The 22,374-nt window shown below is 36.1% G+C and carries 25 protein-coding genes and 1 riboswitch; of the genes, 9 read left to right on the top strand and 16 right to left on the bottom strand.

Annotated elements, in window-relative coordinates; genetic code table 11:
* Window positions 1–218 precede the first annotated feature (218 nt).
* Complete coding sequence (locus ACE1OF_RS14680) at window positions 219–1,949, top strand: protein kinase domain-containing protein (RefSeq protein ID WP_448895395.1); 1,731 nt, start codon at window positions 219–221, stop codon at window positions 1,947–1,949.
* 38 nt (window positions 1,950–1,987) lie between these two features.
* On the opposite strand, the gene ACE1OF_RS14675 is transcribed toward ACE1OF_RS14680, so the two are convergent.
* Together ACE1OF_RS14675 and ACE1OF_RS14670 are read right to left on the bottom strand one after the other, a co-directional pair.
* The gene (locus ACE1OF_RS14675) at window positions 1,988–2,407 is read right to left on the bottom strand and encodes a hypothetical protein (protein WP_448895394.1); all 420 of its coding nucleotides are present in this window, start codon (window positions 2,405–2,407) and stop codon (window positions 1,988–1,990) included.
* A gap of 46 nt (window positions 2,408–2,453) precedes the next feature.
* Window positions 2,454–2,825 carry a hypothetical protein gene (locus ACE1OF_RS14670; protein ID WP_448895393.1) on the bottom strand — a complete coding sequence of 124 codons (372 nt, stop codon included), beginning with the start codon at window positions 2,823–2,825 and terminating at the stop codon, window positions 2,454–2,456.
* A gap of 304 nt (window positions 2,826–3,129) precedes the next feature.
* Between ACE1OF_RS14670 and ACE1OF_RS14665 the strand changes: the two genes are divergently transcribed.
* From ACE1OF_RS14665 to rmf, 6 genes are all read left to right on the top strand, one after another.
* On the top strand, window positions 3,130–3,453 hold the full coding sequence (locus ACE1OF_RS14665; RefSeq protein WP_448895392.1) for a cupredoxin domain-containing protein: 324 nt from the start codon (window positions 3,130–3,132) through the stop codon (window positions 3,451–3,453).
* 775 nt (window positions 3,454–4,228) lie between these two features.
* Complete coding sequence (locus tag ACE1OF_RS14660; RefSeq protein ID WP_448895391.1) at window positions 4,229–4,669, top strand: c-type cytochrome; 441 nt, start codon at window positions 4,229–4,231, stop codon at window positions 4,667–4,669.
* Window positions 4,670–4,673: 4 nt separating this feature from the next.
* On the top strand, window positions 4,674–6,062 hold the full coding sequence (locus ACE1OF_RS14655) for a cbb3-type cytochrome c oxidase subunit I (RefSeq protein WP_448895390.1): 1,389 nt from the start codon (window positions 4,674–4,676) through the stop codon (window positions 6,060–6,062).
* A 206-nt stretch (window positions 6,063–6,268) separates the two neighbouring features.
* Window positions 6,269–6,715 (top strand): hypothetical protein, encoded by a 447-nt coding sequence (locus ACE1OF_RS14650; RefSeq protein ID WP_448895389.1) that lies wholly within the window; start codon window positions 6,269–6,271, stop codon window positions 6,713–6,715.
* Between the two features lie 60 nt (window positions 6,716–6,775).
* Entirely contained in the window at window positions 6,776–7,843 is a 1,068-nt protein-coding gene (locus ACE1OF_RS14645; RefSeq protein ID WP_448895388.1) for a DUF4339 domain-containing protein, read from the top strand.
* Between the two features lie 429 nt (window positions 7,844–8,272).
* Window positions 8,273–8,446, top strand: a complete 174-nt coding sequence (gene rmf, locus ACE1OF_RS14640; protein ID WP_242284087.1) for a ribosome modulation factor — start codon at window positions 8,273–8,275, stop codon at window positions 8,444–8,446.
* An 80-nt stretch (window positions 8,447–8,526) separates the two neighbouring features.
* Here the strand turns inward: rmf and ACE1OF_RS14635 are convergent, their stop codons facing one another.
* The 10 genes from ACE1OF_RS14635 to moaA form a co-directional block, all read right to left on the bottom strand.
* Complete coding sequence (locus tag ACE1OF_RS14635) at window positions 8,527–9,291, bottom strand: HesA/MoeB/ThiF family protein (RefSeq protein ID WP_448895387.1); 765 nt, start codon at window positions 9,289–9,291, stop codon at window positions 8,527–8,529.
* Window positions 9,292–9,362: 71 nt separating this feature from the next.
* Window positions 9,363–10,529 carry a molybdenum ABC transporter ATP-binding protein gene (gene modC, locus ACE1OF_RS14630; RefSeq protein WP_448895386.1) on the bottom strand — a complete coding sequence of 389 codons (1,167 nt, stop codon included), beginning with the start codon at window positions 10,527–10,529 and terminating at the stop codon, window positions 9,363–9,365.
* Window positions 10,526–11,215 (bottom strand): molybdate ABC transporter permease subunit, encoded by a 690-nt coding sequence (gene modB / locus ACE1OF_RS14625; RefSeq protein WP_448895385.1) that lies wholly within the window; start codon window positions 11,213–11,215, stop codon window positions 10,526–10,528. Before modB ends, modC begins: the two co-directional genes overlap by 4 nt.
* Window positions 11,216–11,221: 6 nt before the next feature.
* Complete coding sequence (gene modA / locus ACE1OF_RS14620) at window positions 11,222–12,007, bottom strand: molybdate ABC transporter substrate-binding protein (protein ID WP_448895384.1); 786 nt, start codon at window positions 12,005–12,007, stop codon at window positions 11,222–11,224.
* Window positions 12,008–12,028: 21 nt separating this feature from the next.
* Entirely contained in the window at window positions 12,029–12,493 is a 465-nt protein-coding gene (gene moaE, locus ACE1OF_RS14615; RefSeq protein ID WP_448895383.1) for a molybdopterin synthase catalytic subunit MoaE, read from the bottom strand.
* 2 nt (window positions 12,494–12,495) lie between these two features.
* Entirely contained in the window at window positions 12,496–12,744 is a 249-nt protein-coding gene (moaD, locus tag ACE1OF_RS14610) for a molybdopterin converting factor subunit 1 (RefSeq protein ID WP_448895382.1), read from the bottom strand.
* Between the two features lie 82 nt (window positions 12,745–12,826).
* Window positions 12,827–13,336 carry a cyclic pyranopterin monophosphate synthase MoaC gene (moaC, locus tag ACE1OF_RS14605; RefSeq protein ID WP_448895381.1) on the bottom strand — a complete coding sequence of 170 codons (510 nt, stop codon included), beginning with the start codon at window positions 13,334–13,336 and terminating at the stop codon, window positions 12,827–12,829.
* Window positions 13,336–13,878, bottom strand: a complete 543-nt coding sequence (gene moaB, locus ACE1OF_RS14600; protein ID WP_448895380.1) for a molybdenum cofactor biosynthesis protein B — start codon at window positions 13,876–13,878, stop codon at window positions 13,336–13,338. Before moaB ends, moaC begins: the two co-directional genes overlap by 1 nt.
* A gap of 68 nt (window positions 13,879–13,946) precedes the next feature.
* Window positions 13,947–14,597 carry a molybdenum cofactor guanylyltransferase gene (mobA, locus tag ACE1OF_RS14595; protein WP_448895379.1) on the bottom strand — a complete coding sequence of 217 codons (651 nt, stop codon included), beginning with the start codon at window positions 14,595–14,597 and terminating at the stop codon, window positions 13,947–13,949.
* Between the two features lies 1 nt (window position 14,598).
* A complete protein-coding gene (moaA, locus tag ACE1OF_RS14590) occupies window positions 14,599–15,570 on the bottom strand; it encodes a GTP 3',8-cyclase MoaA (protein ID WP_448895378.1) in 972 nt (323 codons plus the stop codon).
* Window positions 15,556–15,749, bottom strand: a riboswitch (molybdenum cofactor riboswitch). It overlaps the preceding gene by 15 nt.
* A 262-nt stretch (window positions 15,750–16,011) precedes the next feature.
* Here moaA and moeA point away from each other — a divergent pair.
* Together moeA and ACE1OF_RS14580 are read left to right on the top strand one after the other, a co-directional pair.
* Window positions 16,012–17,247: a molybdopterin molybdotransferase MoeA gene (gene moeA / locus ACE1OF_RS14585; protein WP_448895377.1), complete on the top strand. Its 1,236-nt coding sequence runs from the start codon at window positions 16,012–16,014 to the stop codon at window positions 17,245–17,247.
* Window positions 17,248–17,315: 68 nt separating this feature from the next.
* Window positions 17,316–17,699, top strand: a complete 384-nt coding sequence (locus tag ACE1OF_RS14580; protein WP_448895376.1) for a hypothetical protein — start codon at window positions 17,316–17,318, stop codon at window positions 17,697–17,699.
* A 44-nt stretch (window positions 17,700–17,743) separates the two neighbouring features.
* On the opposite strand, the gene hemL is transcribed toward ACE1OF_RS14580, so the two are convergent.
* The 4 genes from hemL to ACE1OF_RS14560 form a co-directional block, all read right to left on the bottom strand.
* A complete protein-coding gene (hemL, locus tag ACE1OF_RS14575; protein WP_448895375.1) occupies window positions 17,744–19,051 on the bottom strand; it encodes a glutamate-1-semialdehyde 2,1-aminomutase in 1,308 nt (435 codons plus the stop codon).
* Window positions 19,052–19,155: 104 nt separating this feature from the next.
* Entirely contained in the window at window positions 19,156–20,166 is a 1,011-nt protein-coding gene (locus tag ACE1OF_RS14570) for an aspartate carbamoyltransferase (RefSeq protein ID WP_448895374.1), read from the bottom strand.
* A 156-nt stretch (window positions 20,167–20,322) separates the two neighbouring features.
* A complete protein-coding gene (locus ACE1OF_RS14565; protein WP_448895373.1) occupies window positions 20,323–20,712 on the bottom strand; it encodes a hypothetical protein in 390 nt (129 codons plus the stop codon).
* Entirely contained in the window at window positions 20,705–22,363 is a 1,659-nt protein-coding gene (locus ACE1OF_RS14560) for a S41 family peptidase (RefSeq protein WP_448895372.1), read from the bottom strand. The genes ACE1OF_RS14565 and ACE1OF_RS14560 overlap by 8 nt, the downstream gene beginning before the upstream one ends.
* Between the last annotated feature and the right edge of the window lie 11 nt (window positions 22,364–22,374).

Below are 22,374 nucleotides of genomic sequence, written 5' to 3'. Positions count from 1 at the left end.
TTCCTTACTTCTGCGTTAAATTTACTTGCAATAGGCCAGCTATTGACGCGAAATTTGCCTTGAATTAAGAAAAACTATCAAGCTAGAGATATATTAAAATAATTTTTACTGGTATTTCAATCTGTTAACTATCTCTTAAACCGAGTTCAGGTTAAGTTAGGATCTAGATTAGTAATAATGTTAATCTGAAGAACGAATACAAAACATAAGAAATAAATATGCCAAAAGCCAACCAATTACAAGTTGATATCGCTTGCCATTCAATTCAAGGTTTAAAAGATAACAACGAAGATGCGGTTGGTTTTTTAGTGCCAGATGAGCATACCGTACTTGAAGGTAAAGGTATTGTACTTGCCGTGGCTGATGGCGTAAGTAGTGCCGAAGCAGGTAAAGAAGCCAGTAATACTGCAATTTCTCGCTTTTTAAGTGATTATTATCAAACACCCGATACGTGGTCGGTAAAGCATGCGGGGCAGAAAATTCTCTCTAGTATTAACTTAACTTTATTTAAACGCAGTCATGAATTTGCTAGTGAAGAAAAAGGTTATTTAACTACTTTTACGGCACTCGTTTTAAAGTCTCAACTCGCACATTTTTTTCATGCGGGTGATAGCCGAGCTTATTTATACCGTGCTGGAAAATTTAAACAACTCACTAGAGACCATGTGGCAAGTATTGGCTCTGGTCGTAGCTTTCTTGCCCGTGCTATGGGTATGGATAATTCTATTCAAATTGATTACAGCCAATTTACGTTAGAAGTAGATGATATATTGCTGCTCACTTCCGACGGTATTCATGATTTTTTAACCCAAGCAAGTATGATTGAACTAATATCATCCCCAAAAACTTGCCAACAACGTATAGCTGCATTAGTACAAGCGGCTTTTGATAAGGGTAGTGATGATAATATTAGTGGCTCGCTTTGCCAAATAGTGTCATTGCCTAATGAAAGCTTAAATGATTATAACTCGAAATTAACACGACTACCTTTTCCACCGCCATTGGATGAAGGCGTAATACTTGACGGTTATAAAGTATTGAAAGAGTTGTTTGCAAGCAGCCGTAGTCAATTATATTTAGTTGAAGACATTGATACACATGAACAAATAGTGATGAAAACACCTTCTATTAATTTTGAAGAAGATACAGGGTATATTGATCGGTTTATTCAAGAAGAGTGGATTGGTAAACGTATAAACAGTGATTATGTCGTTAATATTATTAAACAAAACAGGCCGAGAACTTGTTTATATTATTTAATGGAATATGTACATGGTTTGTCATTAGATAAATGGATGCTGAAAAATCATTTCCCTAAACCTAAATTGGCGATAAGTATTGTCGAACAGGTAGCAAAAGGTTTATCTGATTTTCATAAAATGGAAACTATTCATCAAGACCTCAAGCCAGCAAATATAATTATAAGTAATGATAATGCAATAAAAATTGTTGATTTTGGTTCGGTATTTGTAGCTGGGCTGGCAGAAGTTTTTATTCCTTTAGAGCATGAAGGTGTTTTAGGAACCGCAACTTATTCTGACCCTAAATATTTATTAGGTAAAAATACTGGTATACAGGGTGATTTATACGCATTGGCTACCATTACTTATGAAATTTTTACTGGTAAACTACCTTATGGTGAAAAAATAGAAGAATGTCAAACAGCGTTTGAATATGATCGATTACGATATATTTCTGCAACTGTGGCTAACCCAGTTATTCCCATATGGTTTGATCGTACTCTAGCAAGAGGCGTTAGCTTTGATCTTGAACAGCGCTACGATAATATTCCAGAATTTATTAATGATTTGAAAAAGCCCAACCCAACCTATTTACTTGACGATCCTAAGGTAACCAAAAATAAATCCCAAGTTTTATTTTGGCAGTTACTTTCTGGTTTTTGGATTTTGATGTTAGTGCTTGTTGTTGCTTTATTTACCCAAGGATAAACGTTTTACTCTTTATTGAGCATTTTAGCTCAGGTTTTTTAGTCATCGTTTTTAAACTTAGCTTTTAATTTGTCTAAATTGATTAAAAACCAACAATTGAGACCAACCATTAACCCAACAAATGAAAATAATTGTAAGGTTAAATAGAACTCGTTTCCTTGTGTTACTGGCCAAATAAGCAACATAGGAATATCTGCTACAAAGATAGAGCCAAACACTATAGTGAAAAAGTTAACTATTTTTTTTCTTTTTAGTATTCCCCAAAATTTGCCACCAATAAAAAACATATAAATATAGGCAACAGGAATTGCTGCTAAGGTTAAACCTAAAAACAGCCCCAAAAAGTCTAACAAACCACTATCCATGTTGAATCCTGGTATATCAGAAATATATGCATAAAAAGTAAAGGCGAAAGGCGTTATCAGTGGTGCAAGTGCTAAGGCTTTATTTTCAGTCATTATGATACTCGTTCTTTGTATATAAGATGTTAAATACCTATACTATTTAGTGTACAGTATAGCCATCTTCTATAATGAGTTTACGCGCTTTATCAATATCTAACTGCTCAATTGGGGCAGCTAAATAATAAGGTAATTCTACAGCCTGTGTACTTAATTTCAGCATTTTGCTTTCTACTAAGCGTTCTATAACCGACTCAAGCGTGTCGTCTAAGCGATCAGGCTTTTGTTGGTATTGTTTAGCCATAAAATCAGTTAGTTCTTGCAACGTATGCTTGCCATCAGCCAGCGAAATTACTACACCAAACCACTCTTCTAGGGCTGTGGTTTCTGTTGGATTACTAATATCAGCAAGTGCAACAATACCAGCTTTACGAGTGAATATTACGGTGCGATAGAAATAGTGTGATTTATCCAAACTTTGTCTCTGCTTTGTTATAAAAATGGTCGAATTTAGTGGCAAAATACTAACATAGAATTTTGTCTAAAACGCTGATCTAGATTAAATCATAAAAGAAAAAAAACAGTAAACTGGTATGATGGTACTGACAATTAAAAAATAGCAGCGTAATGTTGTTAGTGTTGTATTTTTGTTTAAAGTACTTTCTTTGTTATTAAGCATTTTAGTGTTAACTTGGCTTGAGGGTGTTTTATTTTTCGGCTGACGCTAGTTATCCGTAATGATTCGATTTTATTATAATGATAAATAAAGTGAGGGTATTATGCGTATTTCATTACTTATTTTTTTACTTTTATTTTCTAATATTTTGTTTTCAAAAGAAATTGTTGTAGAAATATACAAAAAGCAATATATACCTGCTGAGGTTACTATTGAAGCAGGGGACACTGTCATTTGGAAAAATATTGAGAAACGTCAATATCATAATGTTTGGTTTAAACAATTAGATAAAGAAGAGCCAGATTATTTTTTTCCTGATGAAACGTATCAACGTAGTTTTGAGCAAGCAGGGGAGTTTTCTTATGAATGTGGCCCTCATCCTATGATGAAAGGCAGAGTGATTGTTGTTAACAGCAGTAAAGAATAATTTAATCAGGCTTATTTCGACGTAGTCTGGTTTAATCTTTTTGCCAAATATCTTTGTTGCGCATATTTAGCTCATTATAAATTTCGTAAACAGCCCTAGGCATAAAGTCAAACCGATCTTGTTTTAACATTTCAAATAAGCACTCTTGGTGGAGTCATATTAATACCAACATATTCAAATTCAAATGAGCCAAAGTCTGTTTCGGTAATTTGAAGTGTTCGAAGTATTGCCTCATTTTTATGTTGAGACCTTTTGTCATGTTCTGAAAAAGTTTTAATAATTTTACTGCGTCTATCGCTATTTGATGTTGTATTAGGAGTAATGCAACATCAAATAGCGATCATAAATCTAGTTAAGGAGATAGGCCTTATGTTTGACTCCCTACCGTATTATTTTTTGACTTTTATCACAAATATGCTGCTATAAACTTGGAAGTAAATATATTTTTATGCAAGTTAGTAGCAAAGAGGGGGCTCAAATAACGCACAATTGTTATGTGGCGGCCAAAGTTAAAGTCTTTCTATTTAGCTTAAAACCTAAAAATATAACCTTATTTTATATAGGGTTATAGCGTTTTTAGTGAATTAATTGTGTATAAATTTTATCTTTTACTTGATGTGGCGCAAGAATTATCAACTTTTAAACACATTTTCTTACAAGTCTTGAGAAACTTGATTTCTATCAAGCTATACTTTCTATTGTTTAAGTTATTATTCATTGGCTTTTTACTAACACAACTAACGCATGAATTTAATTATTCATTAAGGGAAACACCATGTCAGAGAGCTTTACTAAAGGCATGGCAAGGAATATATATTATGGGGGAAGTGTTTTCTTCTTCTTAATATTCCTAGCTTTGACTTTTCATACCACAAAAGAGATGCCTAAACGGGATCATCGAGAAAACATAACTGAGGCTGTTGAGCGAGGCAAAGAGCTTTGGGAAGAAAATAACTGTATTGGTTGCCATACACTTATTGGTGAAGGGGCATACTTTGCACCAGAACTAATGAATGTGTATAACCGTCGTGGCGGTGAAGCAGGCTTTAAAGCTTTCTTCAATGGCTGGATGAAGGCGCAACCTTTGAACATTCCTGGTCGTCGACAAATGCCACAATTTCATTTAACAGATCAAGAAATTGATGATTTAGCTGAATTCCTTAAATGGACATCAGAGCTAGACGCCAATAACTGGCCACCAAACATTGAGGGATAAAGCTGTGAGTACTTTAAAATATGAATCACAAGCCGTAGCAAAGCCTTATTTTATTTTTGCTATGATCTTGTTCGTTGGTCAAATATTGTTTGGCCTATTAATGGGGTTACAGTATGTTGTTGGTGATATTGTTGGCGGTTTAATTCCGTTTAACGTTGCACGTATGGTGCATACAAACCTTCTAATTGTTTGGTTACTATTTGGTTTTATGGGTGCGGCCTATTACTTGGTTCCTGATGAAGCTGAAACAGAGCTTTATAGTCCTAAATTAGCAATAGCACTGTTCTGGATATTTGCAGCAGCAGGTGTTGCTACCATTTTAGGTTACTTATTAGTACCTTATTCAACGCTTGCTCATATCACGATGAATGATTTATGGCCAACAATGGGGCGTGAATTCCTTGAGCAGCCCACGATCACCAAAATTGGCATTGTTATTGTCGCGTTAGGTTTCTTATTTAACCTAGGTATGACTGTCTTAAAAGGTCGTAAAACAGCCATTAATATGGTGCTTATGACAGGTTTGATCGGTTTAGCTGTATTCTTCTTATTCGCTTTCTATAACCCAACTAACCTAGCATTAGATAAATACTTCTGGTGGTTTGTTGTTCATTTATGGGTTGAAGGTGTTTGGGAATTAATCATGGGTGCTATTTTAGCTTATGTATTAATTAAAGTAACTGGTGTTGACCGTGAAGTCATTGAAAAATGGTTATACGTAATTATCGCGATGGCATTGATTTCAGGTATCTTAGGTACAGGTCATCACTTCTATTGGTTAATGACACCAGAATACTGGCAATGGGTTGGTTCAATCTTCTCAGCACTTGAACCACTACCATTCTTTGCAATGGTGCTATATGCCTTTAATATGGTTAACCGTCGTCGTCGTGAACATCCAAATAAAGCGGCTACCTTATGGGCACTAGGCACAGCAGTAATGGCTTTCTTAGGTGCTGGTGTTTGGGGTTTCTTACATACGCTTTCTTTTGTAAACTATTATACTCATGGTTCACAAATTACAGCAGCTCATGGGCATATGGCTTTCTACGGTGCTTATGCCATGATCGTTATGACTATTATGTCTTACGCAATGCCTAAACTTCGTGGTATTGGTGAAGCTAACTGTAATAAAGCGCAAGTTATTGAAATGTGGGGCTTCTGGTTAATGACAGTTGCGATGGTATTTATTACCTTATTCTTAACTGGTGCTGGTATCTTGCAGGTTTGGTTACAACGTTTACCTGAGTCTGGTGAAGCATTGAGCTTTATGGCAACACAAGATAAATTAGCCATTTTCTACTGGTTACGAGAAATTGCTGGTGTGATATTCTTGCTTGGTCTAATTGCTTATATCTCTAGCTTCTTTATAACTGAAGAGAAAACAGCTTAACACTTAGCTTAGTGTGAATTGCAGTTAGCGTGATAATCGCAAAAAATAAAAGCCGCGAATTTTACTTCGCGGTTTTTTTGTTTAAAAAAGTTACTATTATTCAAAAATAATGGATGAAAAATTATGAATAACTTGCTAAGTTAATTCCGCAATTATGGAAAGGTGTTTCTACAACACGTTCAAAATAATAGAAAGGAATAGTTTCAATGAAAAAATGGCTTTTTTCTAATAACGGTGAAATCACTGAATCATTAACTTTTGATGAAGCACAGAATTATATTAAAAAATATGGAAACTTAAACCTTTATGTTTGGCATCCAACCTATGCGTATTGGAAGCCACTTTATCTAGTTGAAGACTTTCAGTTAGATATAAAAATACCTCCCCCCCCTGTAGCAATACCTAAAGCGCTGTTGGAAGAGTATAAAAATAAAGAAGAAGCATTGTTTAAAATACTCACTCGCGTTGATAATACTTTAGGTAATACACGGTCTGTTATTTCAGAAATAGATCAAGATATTGATATGTATTGTACATTTACCGAAGAACTTAATGTTGAAGTTAAGGAAACATTAGATAGGGTAAGTGAACAATATGCTGCTTTACAAAAAAGCATTAGGACATCACCTAAAAGTAAGCTGGTCTATAGATAAATACAATCTACTTTGTGGTGAATTTTATTTCAAAATTAACAATAATAAGATAAATACATTATGGATAAATGGTATATTTCAGCAAATGGCCGTGTTACAGGGCCATTGAATATAGAGGGTGTTAAACGCTTAATTGCTAAACATAATGATTTGTATGGATGGAATCCGTCCTTTAGTCACTGGTTGCCGATAGCAGAAATAAAAGAATTAAGCGTATTTCTATCGAAGGAACAGTCCTCTGAACAAGTGTCAAAAGAGCTTATTCAAAAGTTTGTTAACCGAAAACGCGATCTTTATAAAAAGACTGCAATTATTGATTCCGCTATTGAAGCAACAATTGAAAAGATGACGCATTTTGAAAAAGAAATTAATAATTACAAAAAGCTAACTGCCACGCTGGCTGCTGACGTTCAAGATAATATTATACCACTAGAACAAAAATACAGTGGTATTGAAAAGCAATTAAATAATCTTCAAAAAGCGTTAATTATTTCGAAACAAGAAATCAATGACACAATAAAAGAATTTGGCGAATTGGTGCTACCTAAATCAACCGAAAGTAATGATGATTTTGTTGGACTTGTTCAAAACACGACTGCTACACCTGCAACTATATCAAATGAAATACCAGTATCTATTACAGCAGCTCCTACAGAGGTAGTGAAAAACAAGCCAGAATCTTTTGGTATTCCTGCTGAATTACGCGGTACTGTGGTTAATTATACAGAAGAGCCCAAAGCGCTTAAGCCCTCAGTTGTGCCTATTAGAAAGGAGGAAAAAGACGTCAATATTGCTAAAAAGTCACAAGATCTTTCTTCTATAGTGGTAGAACATCAGTTAGAGCAAACAAGCAAAGTTAATAAGCAGGTAGATTTACAACCCGTACAGAGTGAAAAAAAGGGTTTTACAAATAAATTAAAATCAGTTTTCGGGAAACAAAATAATAAAGCCGACTCCGCCAAACTTTCTGATAGGTTATTGCTGCTTGAACAAGAAGCGACTGAAAAGGTTGATACGACGAAGGATGACCCAGAAGATGAAACGGTAGGTTTTGAGTATGAAATAGAATCTCAGTTGGAAGATGATAGCGATCTTAAAAAGAAACGTCGTAGAAGAAGACGCATTTAAAAATGTAAGGGCTTTTGGTTGCTTATTAAACTAAATTCATATAAAGAAATTGCTTTTATACTTCCTAGTTCTATCCAAAATATGCTTAATTATGCTAATGAATTGTTTTATTTGAAAGAAGTTTTCATCTTAAAAGTAACCTATTTTCATTAGCATTAGAATTACTTTTTATTTGCCTTTTTGGGTTACTTTGGAGCTTGCATCATCTACAGAAATCCTTTTAAATAAATCGTCGGATTTATTATTCATCAGCTAAATTTTATTCGTATTGGATAAGATTTATTGGTTTGGGATGTTCCTATTATTGATGAGGAAATTTTCTCTAAACATGTTTGAATAATTAGTTTGGCCACAACGTAGTTTTTATCACTTATGCTTAAGTGGTGACTTAAAAGGTATTTTTAATATATAGTTACGAGGTGTTAAAGAATGAAAAGACAGAAAAGAGATAAATTAGGAAGAGCGCACTCAAATGGTTACCAGGCAGGACTCAGTGGTAAGTCAAAAGACCATTGTCCTTATCAATGCATAGATGCTAAATCAGAATGGTTAGGAGGATGGCGGGAAGCCGTAACCGATAGAAATATGGGACTATTTAAATAATACTCTTTTTATCGCTGTTGTTGATTGCCATTTCGCTCATCTTTACTGCTAAGTTACGAACGAAATGGCTGTAATGTAAACTAACGTTTTTTACCGCAAATACTACAATCTTCTTGTTTCTTCATTTTAAACTGTTGCCATTGGTTTGATAAGCCATCAAATAAATTTAATTGATTAACTTGTGCATCATTATCTATTCCATTGCCAATAAGTAACTTTATTGCTTGCAAAGCTTGCATTCCTGCAACAATTGCCAGAACAGGCCCTAAAATTCCAAGTGTTTGGCAGTTGTTTACTGGTGCTTTCATCGAGGAAGGAAATAAACAATGATAGCAAGCACTGTTTTCATCTCTGGGATCAACGACTAATTGTTGGCCGTCAAAGCCAGTTGCAGCACCGATGACTAAAGGTAATCTATGCTTAACGCAAGCTTGGTTGATTAAATACCGAGTTTTAATATTATCTGAACAATCCAGCACCAAATCAACTTGGGGTAAATAGTAGTCGCATAACTCTTGATCTAACATCTCGTCAATGGCTTCAATATCACTGTCGGGAAATTGTACGCTAAGCTTTTCAGCGGCGGTATCTGCTTTATTTTGGTTAATATCTTGTTCGTTAAATTGAACTTGACGCGGTAAATTACTGATTTCTACTGTATCCCCATCTGCTAGGTATAAAGTGCCAACACCTGCTGCAGCTAAATATAAACTAACAGGATTACCTAACCCTCCCATACCTACAATGAGTATTTTTGCGTTACGCAGTTTTGTTTGACCTTCTTCACCAACTTTTTCCATCATAATTTGACGTGAATATTTGAGTTGTTCTTGCGTTGTTAACACATGAGTACCTTTTGTTTTTATATGTAATTGTTGTAAATTAAAGTTTATAAGTAAAAGTCTGTAATCTGAAATTAATAAAGGTAAGTGCGAACAGCTCCTGCTTTAAATTGTAAATAGACCATTTGCCCTAGCGTTAGCGCTAATTTTTGTTGTGAAAAGGCGCTAATTTCAATAAAAAATAACTGTTCTCCATCAATTTTTTTACAAGAGGCAGTGACAATAACTTTGTTATTTTGCACTTCGATCATGCTAATTTTGGCTAATAAATGGTTAACAATCGAAGAATTGATGGGCTCTGTTAATGAAATACTAATATCGGTCGCTAAAATAAAGCAGCGCAAGCATGCTCCTGTTGAATACTCTGTTGATGCGGACAAATATATCTCATCTTGGGCATTTAAGGTTAAAGTTGTCAAGCCGTGACCGTTATCGGCTTTTTTTACAGGTAATGACAAGCTAGTTTGTTTATGAATTAAATCAGGTGCTTTTTCATGTTCATTTTGACTGCTGTTACCAGTGTGCTTAATCTCTTGGTTAATTGAGTTTAATCGATGAATCATTGAGTGAATATCGTCATAGCCTGTGACTTTGCCTTGCGTCAATACAAGTAATTTGTCGCAAACTTGTTGTAATTCATCAAGCGAGTGACTTACGTATAACATAGGCAATTGTAGTTTGTTTTGTACTTTTAAAATTAGTTTCAGTAAACCTGCTTTTGCTTGTCTATCTAAGGCGCTAAGTGGCTCATCTAGCAATAATAATTGCGGCTCTGCTAAGATAGCTCTGGCGAGGGCAACTCGTTGTTTCTGCCCGCCTGATAATTCATTAACATGTTTATGTAAGAGGTTATTTAACTCAGTGAGTGCGATGATTTCATTTAAATCTAATTGTCTATTTTTACAATGTTTTGCTGAAAATGTTAAATTACCTAATACGGTTAAATGCGGAAATAAGCGAGAATCTTGAAATACTAAACCAATATTTCTGTGCTCAGCTTTAATAAAGTGTTTATTGGTATTGTCAATTAAGCAGTTGTCGTTTAACAGAATCCTACCATCAAATTTATTTTCTAAGCCAGCTATGGTACGCAATAATGTTGATTTTCCAGAACCAGAATGACCAAAAATGCCTGTAATACCCCGTAGAGAGAGTTCTTCTTTAATAGCCAAGTTAAATTTTTCAAAACTAAGCTTGATATTAATCGAAAGGGTTTGGGGATTATTTTTTACAAAAGTCATTTTACTTCCCCTTTAAATGTATCTCTTTTGGGACTATTTAACAGATAAATTGCCGCTAATAGCATCATGGAACCAGCCAACAAGCTAATTGCCAAAATGTGGGCTTTTGCGTAATCGAAGGCTTCAACATGGTCAAATAGAGCAATAGATAATACTCTTGTTTCACCAGGAATATTGCCTCCTATCATGAGAATTACGCCAAACTCTCCCACCGTATGGGCAAAGCCTAAACTGGCAGCGGTAATAAAGCTAGCCTTGGTAATGGGAAAAACAATACTGAAAAATCGGTCAAAAGCGCCAGCACCTAACATTGCTCCAGCCTCTAGCAATGGCTTACCCAATTGTTCAAAAGATTTTTGCAGTGGTTGAACGACAAACGGCATAGAATAGAGTACAGAGCCAATGACAATGGCTGAAAAACTAAAAGCTAATTGCTGTCCTGTTACCTGCTGCCAAAGTTGCCCAGGTAAATGTTGAGGAGAAAAAGCAATAAGCAAATAAAAGCCGAGTACCGTTGGTGGTAAAACTAAAGGGAGAGCGACAATAGCTTCGATAATAACTTTATAGCGGCTTTGCATGTTAGCCAAATACCAAGCTAAAGGTGTGCCGATAAGTAATAAAATCATTGTCGTTAAGGCTGCTAGCTTTAATGTGGTAAATAAGGCAAGTAGATCGGGGTTTAACATACTTGTCTACTCTATTCCAGCATAACCAAACTGGATTATTTTTTGTTGTACGCTTTTTGATAGTAAGTAATTACTTAGTTGTTGTGCTTTATTAATGTTGCTACTGTTTTTTAGAATAACCAATTGTTGCACAATGGGCTGATGATAATTTGCTGGAATAATAACACCCGATAAATTATTGATTACTAATTGACTATTGGCAACTAAACCACTATTGACTGCTTGTGTGCGCACTTGAGAAAAAGTCTGATTTATATTCATTCCTATAATCAATGCAGCTTGATATTGTTGCCATAAACCAAGATGGGTTAGTACTTGTTTAGCCGCTTTTCCATAAGGTGCAGTGTCAGGATTGGCAATAGCAAACCGAGGAGGAACTGTACGTAAATCGTTTAAGTGCGCTTTTGAATTCATTGATAGCAGCGCTAATTGCCCTTGTGCGTATGTTTTTCTGCTATTGGCGACAACTAAACCCTGTTGTTCAAGTTTTTTAGGTCGTAAACTGTCGGCAGCAATAAATATATCAAAGGGGGCACCATGCTGTATTTGTATAAACATGGCGCCTGTCGCACCACTAATAATTTGTGTTTTGATATGAGTTTGTTGATGAAATTCAACTAAGAGTTTTTTTAATGCAGGTGTAAAATTTGAAGCAACAGCAATCCGCAGTGGTTGGTTTGTTTTTTCTGCTACTTTCTTTACTATATTTTGTGCCTTGCTATGAAAACTAAAACAAAGTAATACTGATGCTAATATAAAAAACAATGATTTAGTAAATGATTGTTGTTGCATGGGAATAATATTCTCTAGTTTTTACCAAGTTGCCGCTTTGTGTTTGTCACTTGATTTTGCATCTAACCAATTAACACCATCTTTATTCGCTTCTTTTTTCCAAAAAGGTGCCTGAATTTTTAGGTAATCCATAATAAACTCATTGGCAGCAAAAGCATCTTGTCGATGTTTACTGGTTACGCCAACAAAAACAATTTGATCGCCAATAAAGAGCTCACCCACACGGTGAATAACTTTTACTCGACCAATGTTCCAGCGTTCTTTTGCTTGTGCAATAATTTTGGATAGTGATTTTTCAGTCATGCCAGGATAATGCTCTAACGTTAAACTCGTTACCTGCTTACCTTCATTTTGATTACGTACTCGGCCAGTAAAAGTTACAACAGCGCCATCTACGTCATTTTCATATTCGAGCAAAGCGACTTCATCTGATAAGTTAAAGTCGTCTGTTTGTATGGATATTTCAGGGTAAGTTGTCTTTGTCATTTTTATCCACCTGTTACGGGCGGGAAAAAAGCAACTTCATCACCCGATTTTACCGTTTGTTCATTATTTACCATATCGTGATTAACTGCTGATAATAAAGCGTTATTAGCAAAGACTTGTTGCCACTGTTTATCTTTGCCCGCAAGGTGCTGTTTTATGTCTGCAACTGTGGTGAAATCGTTACTATTTAATGATAGTTCACTGCAATTTAATTGTTCGCGTAGTGCGGCAAAAAAAACAACTTTGATCATAATTATTCTCTCTTTAAATAAGTGCGATTAAAATCTTATCTACCAATAGGAGGTTGTTGAGTATTGTCAGATGTAGGCGAACTTATGAAGCGTGCCAGTGACCTGACTTACCCCCTTCTTTGGTGAGCACCTTAATGTCGGTAATCACCATCGCAGGATCAGCTGCCTTACACATATCAAATAGCGTTAAACATGCCACAGAAGCTGCTGTTAATGCTTCCATTTCCACCCCTGTTTGCCCAGTTAAGCGGCAAAGACTGGTAACCTTTACTTGTGAGTTTTCATCATCAAGTGCAAAATCAACTTGTACTTTACTGAGCATTAACGGGTGACATAAAGGGATTAAATCACTGCATTTTTTAGCTGCTTGAATACCCGCTATGCGGGCGACAGCAAAAACATCGCCTTTTTTGTGCTTGCCAGTAGTAATTAACTCAAACGTGGCACGGTTCATTTTGATAATACCTTGCGCGGTTGCTGTACGAGAAGTCATTGCTTTTTCAGTAACATCAACCATATTCGCTTCACCTTGTTGATTTAGGTGACTAAGCTCTACTGTTGTCTTTTGAGTTGATTGTGTTGAACTGCCCATTAGTCGCGTGTCTCACATTGAGCGGCACTAATATTTAAATGAGGCACAAAGTTACAAGGTCTATGGCTGGCATCTAATTGCTCTTTAATTACTTCATCCCAAGCTGTTTTACAGGCATTAGTTGACCCTGGTACACATAAAATAACAGTTTTATTAGCAATACCGCCAAATGCGCGTGATTGAATGGTTGATGTCCCTATTTCGCTTAACGATACATGACGAAATACTTCGCCAAACCCTTCAACATTTTTATCAAATAATGCCATTAATGCCTCTGGTGTGTTGTCACGTTCGGTAAATCCAGTACCACCTGTTGAGATAATGGCATTAATCGTATCATCTGCAATCCATTTAGATACTTGCGCACGAAGTTGATAAACGTCATCAATGACAATTGCTTTGTCTGCTAGGTTATGACCAGCAGCAGTAAGACGCTCTACTAATGCTTGTCCAGAGGTGTCATTTTCTTCTGTGCGGGTATCAGAAACAGTGAGTACCGCAATATTTAAGGGAATAAAAGTTGTTCCGCCATGTGCTGACATAGTTTTTCCTTTTTACACTTATCTGTTTAAGTTAATCATCTAAAAATTAACAGGTTAAAATGAATTGATTAAAATTTAAGTTGCTGTTTTGCATGTTGCCATTGTTCAGGAGTATTGCTATTAAATAAAATAGTTGCATCGCTACTTTGAATAGCTTGATGCGGAACTTTTTTTAGTAATGCTTTAATTGAAGGCCCTTTTTCCTGACCCGCAATGGTAAAGCGAGATTGATCATTAGACTGTTTACCTGTTTTTATAAAGGCTTGTGTTAAAAAAAGCGCTACGTAAGAGTTATTAGGTAAATAGAGCGGAATATTATGGCCTTCAAAAAATGTTGCTTTTTGGCTCAGCTCTCCTTTCAAACGTAAATCGGCTAAGGCTTTGGGCGTCATAAAAGGTAAGTCTACAGGGAGTATCAATAAGGATTTCGCTTGAGGGTATTTTGCCAAAACACTTAAAATACCGCCAACAGGACCACTACGTTTGATCTTATCAGGTACATCATAGTTATCACCGCTAACTACAATGTTATTAATGCCTGAATCATTAAGTAGTTGCTTAGAGAACTCTAACATTGAAAGCATAGCATGCTCGTTTCGTAGTAGTTGTGCTTTATTTCGTCCCATTCGCGATGATAAGCCGCCAGCGAGCACCACACCTAAACATTGCTCGTTTAAAAGAGCGGTATTTAAAGTTGAAGTATGTAAATCACTACTCATGTTAACCGCCTAACATGGCTAAATGCTTGGTACCGCCAGTAAGTTTGTCATGTAAAAAATGCGCGGCTTTTTTATCACCTAATAAAGATAATATTTGTGTTTGCAAAGGAATGATATCGTCTGATTGTAATTGCTCTCTTAACGATAAACCATTTTCACCAAAAAGGCATAAATGCAGTTTTCCAGACGAACTCACACGCAAACGGTTACAGGTATTACAGAAATCTTTGGAGTAGGGCATGATCAGCCCAATACGACCTTGATAATCAGGATGATAAAACTCTTGTGCAGGCCCTGCTGTTTTATCTTGAAGCACTGGTAGCCAGCCATCTAAAATTAGGTTTTGCTTAATGCGAGATCCTTGTACGTGTTGCGCATCAAAAAAAGTTTTATTATCACCCGTTTGCATTAGTTCAATAAACCGTAAAGTGACAGGCGTATCTTTTAACCAATCTAAGTAACTTTGAATATTTCGACCACTATATTCTTTCATTAATACCGTATTGACTTTGATGGTCGGTCGACCATCAGCGAGTGCTTTATCAATGCCTTTTAAAATAGTGTCGAGTTTGTTATGGCCTGTAATGGCAAGGAATTGTCTTGGGTCTAAACTATCAATACTGATATTGATAGCATCTATACCCGCGTCTAACCATGCGGGTAAGTGATCGGGTAACTTAAAACCATTACTGGTAATCGCAACTTTTTTAATGCCTTGAGTTTGTTTACAACTTGCTATGATCTCAGGAAGATCTTTTCGAAGCGCGGGCTCTCCGCCTGTAATACGAATTTTTTCTGTACCTAATCCTGCAAAAGCCGCTGTTAAACGTTTGATTTCAGTAAGCGATATAAAATCGCGCGGCTGATCACATTGATAACCGTCAGGCAGGCAGTAGTTGCACTTAAAATTGCACACGTCTGTAATGGATAGACGCAGATAGTAAAATCTACGACCAAAATTGTCTTGTAACATATCACCTTTCCAAATGTCGGGAGGCTAACGTGTTTCCTTGTTAACCCTGGTAGCAAATGTATTTTTTGATGATTTTTAAGGAAATTATCAAAATAATGCATTGCTACGGCTTGAAATGGCATAACCCATGTTATTAAAAACTGGGCGGTAGCTATTTAAGCTCGGTGTAAAATATTTTTGTGTAATGTATTTTTCATTGATATTGTATTTATGAACTAATACCTATCAATGAAAATGAGTATAGCACTTAATTACCTATCAATGAAAATGAGTATAGCACTTCTTAATGTAACGTCGAGTAGCATAATATTTTTTGATTTAATACTCTTTGATGCGTATCAACATATAGTTAATAAAAGCGCTGTTACTTTGGCTGTTAATTAAGTGATAATAACTGGATTGAGGTATTTCAATTTTAAAAAATAATTAAGTGAGATTATTATGTCTGATTGTTGTTCTGCTCCAGGTTTATTGCCATTTGAGTGTGCATTAGAAAATATGTTGTTACAAATAACACCCGTGAAGGAAACATTAACTTTGCCAATATCTCAGGCACTTAATTATACCTTAGCGCAAGATATTGCAAGCCCTATTAATGTGCCAAATCATGATAATTCAGCTATGGATGGTTATGCTTTTGCAATTGAAAGCTTGCAACAACATAGCGTGTTAACCTTAGTTGGTCGTTCTATGGCTGGCACTCCTTTTGAAGGTGAATGCAAATTAGGCGAATGTATACGTATTATGACAGGGGCTAAAATGCCAGCCTGCTGTGATAGTGTTGAAATGCAAGAAAACGTGCAAGTAAATGATGATAAGATAACTTTTCTTCAAGAGAAAGCATTGGGTTCGCATGTTCGTCATGCTGGCGAAGATATTCAGTTAGGCCAGCATGTTTTGAGTGAAGGCCATCAATTATCCGCAGTTGATATTGGCATTTTAGCATCACTCGGTATCAGCGAAGTGAATGTTTATCGTAAATTAACTGTGGCGTTAATTGCAACTGGTGATGAATTAAAACTGCCTGGACAAAGGTTAAATTCAGGCGATATATATGAAAGTAATAGTTTTGTGTTACGGGGTATGTTAACTAAATTGCATGTTGATATCATTGATTTTGGTATTATTGAAGATGATTTTGATGCGATCAAAGCTGCTTTTGTTAGTGCAGATCAGCAAGCTGATGCGGTTATTTCATCGGGCGGGGTTTCCGTTGGAGATGCAGATTATACTAAAACTGTGCTTGATGATTTAGGTGAAATTAATTTTTGGAAGCTAGCCATGAAGCCAGGTAAACCTTTTGCTTTTGGTAAGTTACCTAATAGTGTATTTTTTGGATTACCAGGAAACCCAGTATCGGCTTTAGTTACATTTCATCAATTAGCTATTGTTGCATTAACCAAAATGCAAAATGCCAAAGCGCTAAAGCGGACTACTTTACAGGTTAAATGTGTTAGTGATCTTAAAAAGTCGCCGGGACGGCTGGATTTTCAGCGTGGTGTGTTAAGTATTAATGAGCATGGTGAAAATGTAGTTAAATCGACAGGGTCGCAAGGCTCGGGTATTTTATCAAGTTTGGCACAAGCTAATTGCTTTATCGTTTTACCTTCTGAACAAGGAAAAGTTAATGCTGGTGAGCTAGTAACTGTTCAATTGTTCGACCATTTCATTCAATAAGTAAATAAATTTTATATTAAAAAAGTCAAAGGATTAGGCTATATGTAACTTAACGAGGTACGTTATAGATGACCTATCATTTGAGTTTTGGAAAAATTAATATTATTAATGGCAATATTGCTGAAATAATTATCAATAAAGACATTGAAATGTCGATAGAAATGGTTGAAGAGTGTGAGTATTTCTTTAGCCAGCACTTTCATGACAACTTTGCTATTTTAGTCAATAAAATAAATACTTTTAAGTATACGTTTGAAGCTAAGCTGACTATTGGCATGAGTGATAAACTTTGTGCTATTGCTGTTGTTAATTATCATGGTAGCGGTCTTGAACAAACGGATAGAATAATGCGGCTGCGAAAACAAGATAATTTAAACTTAAAAGTTTTTTCAGGTTTAGAATTAGGTTGGCAAGAAGGGGTTGTATGGCTAAATAAAGAGCTGTTAGCATAGGCTAGCAGCCCTTTATTATGTGATATTATGTACTATAGTGCTTACTAAAGCTGTGCAAAACACTTAGCCGCAGCTTCTAATGTTTTTTCAATAATATCATCATTGTGAGCCATAGAAACAAAGCCAGTTTCAAATGCTGATGGCGCTAAGTAAACACCATGTTCCAACATTAGATGAAAAAATTGTTTAAATTTTTCACTGTCACATGCCATTACCTGTTTAAAGGTGGTGATTGGTGTTTCATCACTAGTAAAGAAGAAGCCAAACATACCGCCAACATAGTTAATATTTAAATCAACGCCATGTCGCTCGGCTGCGGCTTTTAAACCCATGGCTAATTTTTCAGTCGCGGCACTTAATTGTAGATGCTTTTCACCTTTGGCTAGCTCAGTTAATGAGGCTAAACCAGCAGCCATTGCTAATGGGTTACCAGAAAGCGTGCCTGCTTGGTATACAGGGCCAACAGGGGCAATGAAATCCATAATTTCTTTTTTACCACCAAAAGCACCAACAGGCATTCCGCCGCCAATGACTTTACCTAAGGTGGTAAGATCTGGTTTGATACCATAATGAGCTTGTGCACCACCTAGAGCAACACGAAAGCCTGTCATTACCTCATCAAAAATAAGTACAGCGTTATATTCATCACATACTTTGCGTAAACCTTCTAGAAAACCTTCCACAGGAGGAATACAGTTCATGTTACCCGCAACAGGTTCAATGATAATACACGCAATTTGCTCAGGATATTTGTTAAAAATTTCTTTTACTTCATCCAGATTATTATAACTAACCGTTAATGTATGTTTTGCAAAGTCGGCAGGAATACCAGGAGAATTAGGCACGCCTAAAGTTAATGCGCCTGAGCCTGCTTTTACTAACAAAGAATCAGCATGACCATGATAACAGCCTTCAAATTTCAATATTTTATCGCGACCTGTATATCCTCGTGCTAAACGAATGGCGCTCATGGTTGCCTCAGTACCTGAGTTAACCATGCGTAAAGACTCCATTGAAGGTACCAATTCACGGACTTTCTCAGCCATGGTAATTTCAATTTCTGTTGGTGCACCAAAGCTTAAACCGTTTTGAGCAGTATTAATAACAGCATCTAAAATTGCTGGGTGGTTATGACCTAAGATCATAGGTCCCCATGATCCCACATAGTCGATGTAGGCATTATCGTCTGCATCATAAATATATGCACCTTCTGCACGCTTAATAAATGAAGGCGTACCACCAACACCATTAAATGCTCGTACTGGCGAATTAACACCTCCAGGGATAATACTCTTTGCTTTAGCAAAAAGTTCTTCTGAATTGTTTGTTGAAAAGTTAGTGGATCCATTCATAGTCAAAACTCTTTTTGGGTTTGTTATTTTAAATAGTTAGTTACTTGCTTCAATAGGAACAAGTTTTCACTGTTAAAATGATAAATTAGTTGTTTGCAGAAATATTAGTGTTTATTTGTGTGCCAGTTTACCTCTTTTTCGTACTGAGTTAATTGATCTTCGACACCTAATGCTAAAGCAAATAGTGCCATTCTCACTAATACCCCATTTTGTGCTTGCCTAAAAATAGCTAAGCTATCTAAGTCATTTAAATCAATATCCAGTTCATTGGCTTCTGGACGAGAATCCCGAGGCAGAGGATGCATTATTACGGTGTTTTCACGGCAATATTGTTGATAAACACTTTTGTTTAAACTGAAATGGCCACGATATAAATCAGCTTCATCTTTACTGGCAAAACGTTCTTGTTGAATTCTAGTTTGATAAATAACATCGCAAGATAAGTTACCTGCCATTGTATCAGTAACAATAACTTGATGGCCTGCATTTTCTAGTGCAGAAATAACACTGTCAGGCATTTGTAATGCGGTTGGTGAAACCATGGTGACTTTAACGTTGTTATACAGGCTGAGTAGTTTTGAAAGTGAATGAACAGTACGACCATGTTTTAGATCGCCCATTAATACAATATCAAGGTTATCTAAGCCTTTTTGATAATGCATCATTTCAGATTGTATGGTGAACAAGTCTAATAATGCTTGTGTTGGGTGCTCATTAGCACCATCGCCACCGTTAATGACAGGCACAGTGCTACCTTGTGCAAATTTTTCCACAGAATGCATTTGTGGATGTCGCATTGCAATGATATCACTGTAACCACTGATCACTTGTGCAGTATCAAATAACGATTCACCTTTACTTAGTGATGAGTTTTCTTGCCCTACCGTTTCACGGACAAAGCCGCCTAGCAAATTAAAAGCAGTACCAAAACTAACTCGAGTTCGCGTGCTGGGTTCAAAAAAAAGATTACTTAGAATAGCTCCATCAAGCACGGTACAACGCTTTTGTCTAGCTGCATAGGGCGCCATCTGTGCTGAAACATCGAGAATTTTCGCAATAGCATCACGATCAAATTGAGAGACTGACAGTATGTTATTGCCTTGGAATTTCATCATTTGGAGAAGCCCCGCTGTTAATGAAGAGCAAAAAATTTGCGGAAATATAGCATAGATTGAATATTTATAGAATGATAAAAACAAGTTTTCATGACTAATGTAGGTGAATTAACTAGCCTAGCTAACCTAGTTAATTCACCTACTTCTTAGCTAATGCTAGCGTTTAACACAAGATTTCGTTGTTAAGGTCCATTCTTGTGAGGTATTTATTCGTTTCAGTAAGCAATTATCACCTTGTTTTAGTAATTCAAAAACGATAGCAACTTCGTTATCAGTACGAATAATATTAATACCATCTGGCGAAGTCACTGGTGTTTTGCCTAGTAATAATCGACTTGTCTGTTGAAAAATATCTTTAGCAATAGGAATTTTTTTTCCTCCCATCGACTCACTTATTAACGTTATTATTTCAATACGGGCTAGTTCACTATTAGGTGTGAGTAAAGCGGCTTCTTTTTCGTTTGCTTGAATAGCACACGCGCATAAAGCAACAGGTAGAATAAACAATATTATTGCTTTGGTTTTGCTAAATAGATGCTTATTCATTACTGTTGCTTCCAGAATTAATGTGTCTGTATTTGTTAATGTAAGCATCGCGAATAATGGCATCTTGCAAAGGCGTTTTACCGTGAAGTATTATTTCTTGTTCTGATAGTAGTGTATGCGAGCGCATTGATTTCATTTTTTTCGCTGGCTGTTCAACCACATCAGGGCAGTCGTTGTTTGCTTGGTAGTACAGGGCACTGGCTAATAACAGTTCTTGCTCATCACCTAAGTCATGTTGGTAATCTTCTATTATTGGGCAGCCTTGAACTTGTGCTAATTTACCAGCAGCTGGTAATACAACAGGCATCAAACCATCAGTATAGTCACCAAAACCAGCGTTATTTTCACCTTTAAATTGAATGGTATAATAGGTTGAACCACAATTATCTTCGCTATCAAAACCATAAGGTTTACCGCAAGTAGTTTCACCAATTTGAATAACTTCAATATCAATACCAATAAGGGCGTTAATGAAAGATTCGCTTGCTGAACATGAAGAACCTGTAGTTAGTACATAAATGCGATTTAAATTTAACGTAGGTAGGGCTTGTCCCGCTTGAACAATAGACTCACCGCCTATGAGTCTTCTTAAATCCAGCGTTTTATCATAAAAGGGCATGGACTTATTTGCTATTTTATCGTTATATACGGTTGTTTCGTATGTTTTACCTGTTGTGGCATTACTACCCGCAATCATATACGCTAATTGTGATGATAGGGCTAAGTAGCCGCCACCGTTATAACGAAGGTCAACAATAAGCTCACTAATGTTTTGTTCAGTAAAGGTCCTTAAGTTTTCAAATAAATCTTTCTCAACGATGCTATTATAAAATGAATTGAGTAATATATACCCTGTTTTGCCTTGTGGGGTTTCAATAGTTTTAGCTATTTGTAGTGGTACCCCAGTTATTGCGGCGGTTTGTAGTTCAACTTCATAGGTATTATCTTTATTATCAATAAATTTAAAAGTATGTGCTTCACCTTCAATATTACTGTAAATAGCATTATTGATTGTATCTATATCATCTTCATTATCGCTATTAACAAAATCAATACCATCTATTGCTAACAATTTTGAACCACGTGAAATATTAGCGTTAAATGCTTGTGTGTTTGGGGTGATATTTTGAACAACCCATTGTCTTGGTATTGAACTTTGTTGCTTATCAAATAAAATACCGTAACCATAACTCACACCTAATTGTGTCAACTCTTCAACCTCGCTAGTAGGGCGGACAAAATGATAATAATCTTTCTCTTTTCCTGAGTCGGTTACAGCCGTAGTTTTAAGCTGGTCAAAGTAATCAGACAAGCTATAGTTTTTTGGATCTTTATCAATGACTTCCTTGTACCAAAGATAAGTTTCGTGAGTAAAAGCACGTTGCCAGTGTTTTTCTATTAACTCACTACCGTCTTTGTCTGGGTAGGCTATACCTGTAATAGGGCTATTACCTATTCTCGGGTTTTCACATTGAGCAGCAAAGTTATCAGATGGTTCAAATGTACCTTGTTCCCAAGAAGGTGCTGTATTGTCAGTGGGATTGGTGGGAGTTGAGTTTGTACTTCCGCCACCACCACAAGCTGTCAACAAAGCAAATGGCAGCAATATGGTTAATAATCGCGGGTATCGAGTGAAAGTATTTATATTCATTGTTTGAGGGT

The organism is Colwellia sp. E150_009, assembly GCF_053543955.1.
Note: the sequence above shows the minus strand (reverse complement) of the source record. Positions and strands in the feature narration are given on the sequence as shown.